This window comes from Chrysiogenia bacterium (assembly GCA_020434085.1).
Lineage (GTDB): Bacteria > JAGRBM01 > JAGRBM01 > JAGRBM01 > JAGRBM01 > JAGRBM01.
Genome location: JAGRBM010000149.1, coordinates 1 through 8,857, shown reverse-complemented (window position 1 = coordinate 8,857; position 8,857 = coordinate 1). Strand labels below are relative to the sequence as shown.

Below are 8,857 nucleotides of genomic sequence, written 5' to 3'. Positions count from 1 at the left end.
CCGGTAAGCGCGGGGCGTGGGCTTCCGTGACAGCCGATCGTAAGACCATGCTCGCCCATGGCGACCGCTACGACCTGCTCGATGAGATCGTGAACTTTCCGCGCTCCATCGGATCGGTGGAAGTGGCGATCTTCTTCAAAGAAATAGACAAGGGCGACTGGCGCGTCAGCCTGCGCAGTAAGCGCTATCTGGACGTGGGCGCGATTGCCAACTCCTTCGGCGGCGGCGGGCACAAGTTCGCGGCGGGGCTCTCCCTGAAGGGCACCCGTCAAGAAGTCCGTAACCATCTTATCAAGAAAATCGAAGCATCATTGAAGTGAGGAATCCAGACTCGATGAGCAAGGAACGTGGAGCCCAGCGGGACGACCTGCACGGGCTCGTTATCCTCGACAAACCGGTCGACCTGACCTCGTTCAAGGCGGTCAAGGCCGTCAAGACGATCTTCCGGGTCAAGAAGGCGGGCCACACCGGCACGCTCGATCCCTTTGCCACCGGCGTGTTGCCGATCTGTCTGAACAAGGCGACGAAACTGGCAGGCCTGGTAACCGGGCTCGACAAGGAATACCGCACGGTCATCCGGCTGGGGCAGTCCTCGGACACCTATGATCGCACCGGTGAAGTAACCGATCACGGCATCGCGGAGTTTCCCACGCGCGAGGAAATCGAAAAAGCCATCGACGAGAACTTCCGCGGCGAGTTCATGCAGACCCCGCCGATCTTCTCTGCGATCAAGGTCTCGGGCAAGCCGCTCTACAAGCGCGCGCGCAAGGGCGAGACCTTCGACATGGAGTCGCGGGCCCGCAAAATCCGGATCGAGCGATTCGACATCCTGCGCTACGAAGCGCCGGAGCTCGAAGTCGAGATCAAGGCCTCCAAGGGAACCTACGTCCGCTCGCTGGCCCACGACCTGGGCAAGCTGCTGGGCACGGGCGGCCTGCTGAGCGAGCTCGTTCGCACGCGGGTGGGACCCTACAATCTTGAAAACGCCTACAGCCTAGACCAGCTCCGCGAGCTGGCAGAGGGTGGCCGGCTCGATGAAGCCATCCAGGGACCCGACGACCTGCTGGGCTGGCTGCCCGAGTTCGCCATCTCGCGGGCCGATTACCTGGAGCTCTCACAGGGCCACGACCGCTCCATGGACGAGCTGGAAGCCTCCAGCGCCCTGGCCGGGGTGGGGCCCCTGCCGCGGGGCGGCTACGTCCGCCTGGCCGACCGGGGCGGGAAGGGCTTTGTGGTGGCCGAGAGCACCCGGGCCGAGCGGGACGTCGAAGAGTCCCCCTGGGTTCTCAGGCCCTTTAGAACCTTCAAAAACGGCACATCTTTACTTTGAACCGGGGCCGTGATAGCTTCGCGCGCCCTGAGTTCGTGGCGCCCTCTGATTGAGGGGATAGCCGGTCGGCGTTGGCCCAGCACCAACCACCGATTTCAGAACACAAAATACCCACGCGGCCGGGAATGGCCGAAAGGATAAGCTGGAATGTCACTGGCAAAAGAAACCAAGAGTGGATTGATCGAGAAGTTCCGCACCCATGAGTCCGACACCGGCTCGCCCGAGGTGCAGGTTGCTCTCCTGACCGAGCGCATCAACTCGCTGACCGGACACTTCAAGGACCACAGCAAGGACCACAGCAGCCGTCGCGGCCTGCTCAAGCTTGTTGGTCAGCGTCGCCGGCTTCTCAATTACCTCAAGAAGAATGACTTCGAGCGCTATCGCTCGCTGATCGGTGAGCTCGGTATTCGCAAGTAAGAAGTCTTCGCAGCATCCGACGGAATGGTTCCAGACGAGGCTGACGAGCCGGCAAGCAAGCGCCACGGGGCGACTTGCTGCCGGCTTCGTGTGTACGCCTGAGCGTCGAATCGCGACCGGGCCGTGCACCACCCAAATTTGCTTCTAATAAAGATGAGAAAAGAGAAAAGAGAGAACACATGAAACATTCAGTAACTGTTGAGTTTGGCGGGCGCCCGCTCACCATCGAGACCGGCGAAATCGCCAAACAGACCTCCGGCGCGGTGATGGTTCGCTACGGCGACACCATGTCACTGGTCACCGCCGTGGCCATGCCCGACGTGCGGCCCGACACCGACTTCATCCCCCTGACCGTCAACTACCAGGAAAAGTTCTACGCAACGGGAAAGATCCCCGGTAACTTCTTCCGCCGTGAGGCCCGCCCCACGGACAAGGAAACCCTGACCAGCCGCCTCATCGACCGTCCGATCCGCCCGTTGCTGCCCGACAACTGGCACTACGACACGCAGATCATTGCGACCGTGATGTCGGCCGACGGTGAGAATGAGCCCGACGGCATTTCCATGATCGGCGCTTCGGCGGCGCTCATGGTCTCCGACATCCACTTCGCCGGCCCCATCGCCGGCGTGCGCGTGGGCCGCGTGGGCGGCGAGCTGATCGCCAATCCGACTCCCGACCAGATGGCCGAGTCCGACATCGACCTTTTCCTGGCTGGTTCGAAGAAGGCCATCGTCATGGTCGAGGCCGGCGCCCAGGAAGTGTCCGAGCAGGACATGCTCGACGCTCTGGAGTTTGGTCACAAGGCGATCCAGCCGGTGCTCGAGGCCCAGGAAGAGCTCGCCCGCAAGGTGAACAAGCCCAAGCGCGAAATGCCCGAGGTGATCGATCCGCTCACCGACGAAGACCGCAGCAAGTTCGAGGGCCTCGTCGCAGAGGGCCTCAACAAGGCGCTCAGCACCACCGACAAGATCGAGCGTTACGCGAACTACAAGATCGCCAAGAAGGCGGCCCTCTCCCAGTATTCCGAAGAGGAGCTGGCCGAGAAGGGCAAGGCGCTCAAGGCCTACTTCGACGAGCTCAAGGCCAAGCGCATGCGCGGCTCCATCGTCGACGAAGGAAAGCGCATCGACGGTCGTGATCTGGTAACGGTGCGTCCGATCAACATCGAAGTGGGCCTGCTTCCGCGCACCCACGGCTCGGTGCTCTTCACCCGCGGCGAGACCCAGTCGATCGTGACCGCGACCCTGGGCACCAGCGATGACGAGCAGCGCCTCGACCAGATCGAGGGCATGTTCTTCAAGCGCTTCATGCTGCACTACAACTTCCCGCCCTACTCGGTGGGTGAGACGAGCTTCCGTCTTGGACCGGGCCGCCGCGAGATCGGTCACGGCACCCTGGCCGAGCGCGCGATCAAGGCCGTGTTGCCCGATCCCGAGGATTTCTCCTACGCCATCCGCGTCGTCTCCGAGATCACCGAGTCCAACGGCTCGTCCTCCATGGCGACCGTGTGCGGTGGTTCGCTCTCTTTGATGGACGCGGGTGTTCCCATCCGCGGCGCCGTGGCCGGCGTGGCCATGGGCCTCATCCAGGAAGGTGACAAGACCGCGATCCTCACCGACATTCTCGGTGACGAAGACCACCTGGGCGACATGGACTTCAAGGTGGCCGGCACCGAGAACGGTATCACCGCCTTGCAGATGGACATCAAGATCGAGGGTCTTTCCTCCGAGCTCATGCACAAGGCCATGGAGCAGGCGCGCGAAGCCCGCATGCACATCCTCGGCAAGATGAACGAGGCCATTTCCGCCCCGCGCGAGGACATCTCCCCGTATGCGCCGCGCATCACGACCATCCAGATCCCGGTCGATCGCATCCGCGACGTCATCGGCTCGGGCGGCAAGGTCATCAAGGAAATCATCGCGAAGACCGGTTGCTCGATCAACATCCAGGACGACGGCAGCGTGAGCATCGCCTCGAGCGTTCCCGAGAACACCGAGCAGGCCATCCAGATCATCAAGGAGCTCACCCGCGAGGCGGAGCTCGGCATGGTCTACAAGGGCAAGGCCACGCGCATCGTGGACTTCGGTGCCTTCATCGAACTCATCCCGGGTCTCGAGGGCCTGCTTCACGTCTCGGAGATCGACTTTGGTCGCGTTGCCAACCCCGGCGACGTGATCAAGGAAGGCGACGAGGTGGTCGTGAAGGTGGTCGAGATCGACCAGCAGCAGGGCCGCATCCGCCTCTCGCGCAAGGCCGTGCTCTACATGGATCCCGAGGAGCTTCCCTTCCAGGAGCCCGTTCCCCCGACCGAGCCGCCTGCGGAGTTCCGCGCCAAGCTCGAAGAGGACGCCGAGCGTCGCGCCAGCCGCGGTGGTGACCGTGGCGGTGATCGCGGCGGTCGCGGCGGTCCCCGTGGCGGAGACCGCGGTGGTGATCGTGGCGGTCGCGGTGGCGGCAGCCGTCGTCGCTAAGAGCGTCTGAAGTGAACCTCAAAAGACCCGCCTGGAAACAGGCGGGTCTTTTCTTTTCCGGGCCCCGGATCGGCTAAGTAACAGGACCGAGGAAGGTAACCATGCCCCAGATTCCCATCGCCGTTCAGCGCCTGCACCCGGGCGCGCGGCTCCCCGAGTATCAGACCCCCGGCGCTGCGGGCGCCGATCTCTACGCCTGCCTGGACAACCCACTGGCGCTCGCGCCCCATACGCGGGTGATGGTGCCCACGGGCCTGGCCATTGAAGTGCCGCCGGGATACGAGGCGCAGGTGCGCCCGCGCAGCGGGCTGGCGGCCAAGCACGGAATCGGCGTGCCCAATTCGCCCGGAACCATCGACAGCGACTACCGCGGCGAAGTGAAGGTCATCCTCATCAACATGGGGAGCGAAGACTATGAGATCCACCACGGCGACCGCATCGCGCAGATGGTCATTGCGCCGGTGGTGCAGGGCGCGTTCAAGGAAGTGGAGAATCTCTCCGATACCGAACGCGGCGAGGGCGGCTTCGGTTCGACGGGCGTGCGGAAGAGCTGAGTGGTGAACGCAAGGCCCCGCATGAGCCCTTTTGCACTTGCCCTGCTCGCGCAGGCGCTGGTGCTGGGATGGCTGCTCTCGCAGCCGCTCTACTGGGCCTTTCACTTTGAATATGCGCTGGCCGCCAACCTGGCGGTGCTGCTCGTCGGCGGCGCCGGCGCGATCGGTGCGCTCAGTCACCCCCGGCCGCTTTTCTCCGAGATCGCCCGGGCGGGCGGGCGAATCCTTGCTTCACTTGCAATCGCTTTCGTTCTGCCGCTCCTTGCGCAGGTGGTGGTCGGAAGCTGCGACGTGGGCGAGGGCATCGCCTGGTTCGCGCTCATTCCCGGCGTGGGCAGCGTGCTCGTGCTGGGGGAGGTTCTCTGCCTGCGCGCGTTGGGCGCCTCGCGTCGGCGAATGCTCATCCTCCACGTGTTGGTGATTCTCGGCGCGGCGCTGGTGATGGGCGCGCGCGCCTACTTCGGGCTGAGCTTCCGGCTCTACAACGTCTTTCTGGGCTACTGGCCCGGCGTTCTCTACGACGAGTTCGTTCCCATCGAGCTGCCGATCCTGATAGCGCGGGCGCAGGCCCTGCTGCTCGCAACGGGGCTGATAGCGCTTGGCGGCGGCATCGTTCTTCGGCGTCATCTCCCGCGCATCGCGGGCGTGGCGCTGCTGGCGCTCTTTGCGCTGAGCTTCGTGCAGGCCGCGCGCGTGGGGATCCACCCCTGGCGCGCACCGTGGCAGAGGAACTGGGCGTCACCTTCGAGGGCCGTCACGTGACCTGGCACGCCGACGCCGATTCCCCACGGGTGCGGCGTGACCTGCCGCTGCTGGCGGCGCGCGCCGACTACCAGGCAGAGCACGTGGCCGAGCGGCTGGGAATCGATCCCGTGCCGCAGATGAGTGTGTTTCTCTTCGCCAGCGCAGAGAGCAAGCGCCGCGTGATCGGCGCCGCTCACACGGTGGTCACCCGCCCGTGGAAGCGCGAGCTCTACCTGCACATGAGCAGCCGCACCCACGACGTGCTTCGTCACGAGCTGGTGCACCTGGTGGCAGCCGACTGGGCCTTCCCCGGCGTGGGGATCTCACCGAACATCGCGATGCTGGAGGGGCTGGCAGTCTCGCAGCAGGAAGACCTCGACGAGGGTTACACCGCGCAGGGGCTCGCCCGCGCGGTGCTCGAAGAAAAGCCCGATTTCGATCTGGCTGCATTCCTGAGCGGCACTGCTTTCTGGAGCCTCTCGCCGCGGGTGGCCTACCCGATGGCCGGTGCCTTCGTTTCCTTCCTGCTCGACTCGGACGTGCTGCAGGGCTCGCTTGAGGATTTCTATCGCACCGGCTCGCCCGTGGGGCAGGAGATCGCCGAGCTCGCCGATGCCTGGCGCGCGGAGCTGGACAGGGCGCCAGAGCCCACCGGGCCCGAACGGGCGCTTGCGCGGCGGGTGCTGGCGGCGCGACCGCTTCATGAAAAGCGCTGCGCCCACGAGGTGGCCGAATGCCTGCACGCGGCCAGCGGCGGCATGTGGAGCGGGGAGGGCGGCGGCTCGCCGCTCGAACTGGTGACGCGCGCGCTGGCGCTTGATCCCAATCGTCCCGACGTGCGCGCCTTCGAGTACCACCTCGAAGCGGCCGGCGGCGCGCTCGAAAAGGTGAAAGCCGCGCTTCCGGCCGATCCGCAAAGCGAAGAACCGCCGACTTATGAACAGCTCGCCGCCGCCGAGATCTACGCCGATCACCAGATGGCCGCCGGTGAGTTCGAGGCGGCGCTGCCGTGGCTGGATTACTCGATGCGCTGGTCCTCGGAGGTCAGCGAGTTCTGGAAGGCGTGGGTAAGCGGCGAGCTGGCGCAAAACGGCGGGGCGATCTCGCTCGAACGCAACGACGGCGCGTGGTCGCTGCGGTGTGAGCTGGCACTCGGGCGTGCGAGCTGCACCGAAGCCGAACAGGTCCTCGATGTCGGGACCGAAGGCGGCGCGATGGAAGAGGCTTCGATTCTGTTGTTTGAAGACCCGCGCGTGGAATTTGCCGCTGCGCACGAACAATACCGCGGCATGCTGCTCACCGGCCGCGCCGCCGAGGCCGAGAAATGGGCCGCCCGCATGGCGCAGGTGGCAGGGATCTCCGAGGTGCAGCGCGAGCGCGCCCTCAATGCCGAGGCCGAGGCCTCCTGGCTGGCCGGTGCGCTTGAGACCTACACCCGCAAGGTGAAGGATGTGCTTCCCTAGAAATCAGTGCAGAACACCCCTCTCCCTTTCAGGGAGAGGGGACTCGATTGTTCAAACTGCAGAAGCCCGCGCGGCGAGCGCCTGGTGGGCGGCGCAGCCGATGACGTCTTCGGGCACGGACTCCGGCGGGATGGCTACGAACTTCTCTTTCAGCGCAAGGATTCGCGCGACTGATTGCTCGACGCGCTCGCGAGAGAGAGCGCCGCTCTCAACGGCATTGGCAACGCCGCGCAGGTAGCGCTCCTGATTGGGAAAATCCTGGCCGGCGAGCAGGATGTCGCAACCGGCGCGAACGGAATCCACGGCAATCTGCTCGTGCCGGCGTCCAGCGGCGATCCCCGCCATGGCGAGATCATCGGTCACGACGACCCCGTCGTAACCGAGCTTCTCGCGAAGGATGCCCGTGATGATCGCCGGGGAAATGGTCGCCGGATTTTCGGGATCAATCTCCGGGTAGAGGACGTGCGCGCTCATCATGGATGCGACGTGCTCGGCCGCGCAGGCTGCAAAGGGCGGCAGCTCGGTGGCCTCTATTTCATTGCGCGCTCGCTTTACCACCGGCAGCGAGATGTGGGAGTCGGTCGCGGTATCGCCGTGGCCTGGAAAGTGCTTGGCGCAGGCGGCAACGTCGGCGCCCTGCATTCCCCGGATGAAGGCGCGCGAGAGGCGTCCGGCCTCTTCGGGACTGGTGGCAAAGGCGCGCGGGCCGATGATCGGGTTCTTTGGATTGGAGTGAACGTCGGCAACGGGCGCCCAGTCGGTGTTGATGCCGACGGCCTTGAGCTCGCGCGCGATGGCGGCGCCCACTTCCTCGATCAACTTCTCATCGCCGGTCGCTCCCAGCGCCGCGGCGCCCGGCCACTCGGTAAAGGGCGCGCGGAGCCGCACGATGAGGCCCGGTTCCTGGTCGATACTGATGATGGGAGGCGAGAGACGCGCGCGCTCGTGGATCTCGCGACACAGGGCGAGAATTTCCTCCGGGGAACCCACATTCCTGCGAAAGAGAATGACGCCGCCCACGCCGCGCTTGAGCCATGCGGCCAGGTGATCATTGACGCGCGTTCCGTCGAAACCGATGACCATGAGCTGCGCGGCCAGCTCTTCGTTCGAGAGTTCGGAGAGATTCATGCGGGCTTTTCTACCAGAGCCGCAATCGAAAGGGGAGGGCCCTTGACCGCGCGCGGGCGCGCCTCGTAGGTTGAGCGCGCCTGCACGCGGGGGCGGGCCTCATCCGATGAAGCGCATCTGGGACAAAATCTCCGACAACGGTCCGGCCCTCGTGCTCGTGGCGGCGGTAGGCTTTTCGGTCATGGTGCTGGGCGTGCGCGCGGCCAAGCCGCTGCCCGCCGCCGAGGTCACCTTCCTGCGTTTCTTTTTTGCCGGGCTGGCCATGTGGGGCCTGCACGGGATCGGCGTGGTGCGCCTGGAGTTCCACAACCGCCGCCTGCTGGCACTTCGCGGGATCATCGCCGGCGGCGCGGTGACGTGTTTCTTCTTTGCCATCCAGCACGTGCACATCGGCGTGGCGACCCTGCTCAACAACACCTTTCCGTTTTTCGCGCTGGTGGTGGCCGTGCTCTTCGGGCAGGAGCGCTTCAACCGCCACAACGCCGTCTCTCTGGGGCTGGCCGCTTCGGGGCTCTATTTCATCTTCGCCCCGCGCATCGGCGCCTTCGGCGTGGAGCTTGGAACCGCGCTCGGGCTGATCTCGGGGATGCTGGGTGGCTGCGCCTTTGTCGTGATCCGCGAGCTTCGTCGCACCGACGAGGCCCCGGCCATCTATGCCGCCATGAGCATGGGCGGCGCGGCGATTTCCCTGCCGCTTGCGCTGGCCGACTGGCAGGTGCCGACCCCGCGCGAGTGGGGCTGGGTGCTGGT

9 protein-coding genes are annotated in these 8,857 nt (G+C 65.2%); 8 read left to right on the top strand and 1 reads right to left on the bottom strand.

Annotated features, from left to right (window positions below; all coding sequences use genetic code 11):
* The 7 genes from KDH09_04935 to KDH09_04905 form a co-directional block, all read left to right on the top strand.
* The coding region (locus KDH09_04935) for a bifunctional oligoribonuclease/PAP phosphatase NrnA (GenBank protein ID MCB0219019.1) at window positions 1-320 on the top strand (320 nt) is incomplete at its 5' end.
* Between the two features lie 14 nt (window positions 321-334).
* Window positions 335-1,330 carry a tRNA pseudouridine(55) synthase TruB gene (truB, locus tag KDH09_04930; GenBank protein ID MCB0219018.1) on the top strand — a complete coding sequence of 332 codons (996 nt, stop codon included), beginning with the start codon at window positions 335-337 and terminating at the stop codon, window positions 1,328-1,330.
* A gap of 147 nt (window positions 1,331-1,477) precedes the next feature.
* Complete coding sequence (rpsO, locus tag KDH09_04925) at window positions 1,478-1,747, top strand: 30S ribosomal protein S15 (GenBank protein ID MCB0219017.1); 270 nt, start codon at window positions 1,478-1,480, stop codon at window positions 1,745-1,747.
* A gap of 179 nt (window positions 1,748-1,926) precedes the next feature.
* The gene (pnp, locus tag KDH09_04920) at window positions 1,927-4,218 is read left to right on the top strand and encodes a polyribonucleotide nucleotidyltransferase (GenBank protein MCB0219016.1); all 2,292 of its coding nucleotides are present in this window, start codon (window positions 1,927-1,929) and stop codon (window positions 4,216-4,218) included.
* A gap of 101 nt (window positions 4,219-4,319) precedes the next feature.
* The gene (gene dut / locus KDH09_04915) at window positions 4,320-4,772 is read left to right on the top strand and encodes a dUTP diphosphatase (GenBank protein MCB0219015.1); all 453 of its coding nucleotides are present in this window, start codon (window positions 4,320-4,322) and stop codon (window positions 4,770-4,772) included.
* A gap of 3 nt (window positions 4,773-4,775) precedes the next feature.
* Entirely contained in the window at window positions 4,776-5,534 is a 759-nt protein-coding gene (locus KDH09_04910) for a hypothetical protein (protein MCB0219014.1), read from the top strand.
* Window positions 5,492-6,979 (top strand): hypothetical protein, encoded by a 1,488-nt coding sequence (locus KDH09_04905; protein ID MCB0219013.1) that lies wholly within the window; start codon window positions 5,492-5,494, stop codon window positions 6,977-6,979. Before KDH09_04910 ends, KDH09_04905 begins: the two co-directional genes overlap by 43 nt.
* Window positions 6,980-7,030: 51 nt before the next feature.
* On the opposite strand, the gene nagZ is transcribed toward KDH09_04905, so the two are convergent.
* Entirely contained in the window at window positions 7,031-8,107 is a 1,077-nt protein-coding gene (gene nagZ / locus KDH09_04900; protein MCB0219012.1) for a beta-N-acetylhexosaminidase, read from the bottom strand.
* Between the two features lie 106 nt (window positions 8,108-8,213).
* On the opposite strand from nagZ, the gene KDH09_04895 reads away from it, so the two are divergent.
* A partial coding sequence (locus tag KDH09_04895; GenBank protein MCB0219011.1) for a DMT family transporter occupies window positions 8,214-8,857 on the top strand: 644 nt, incomplete at its 3' end.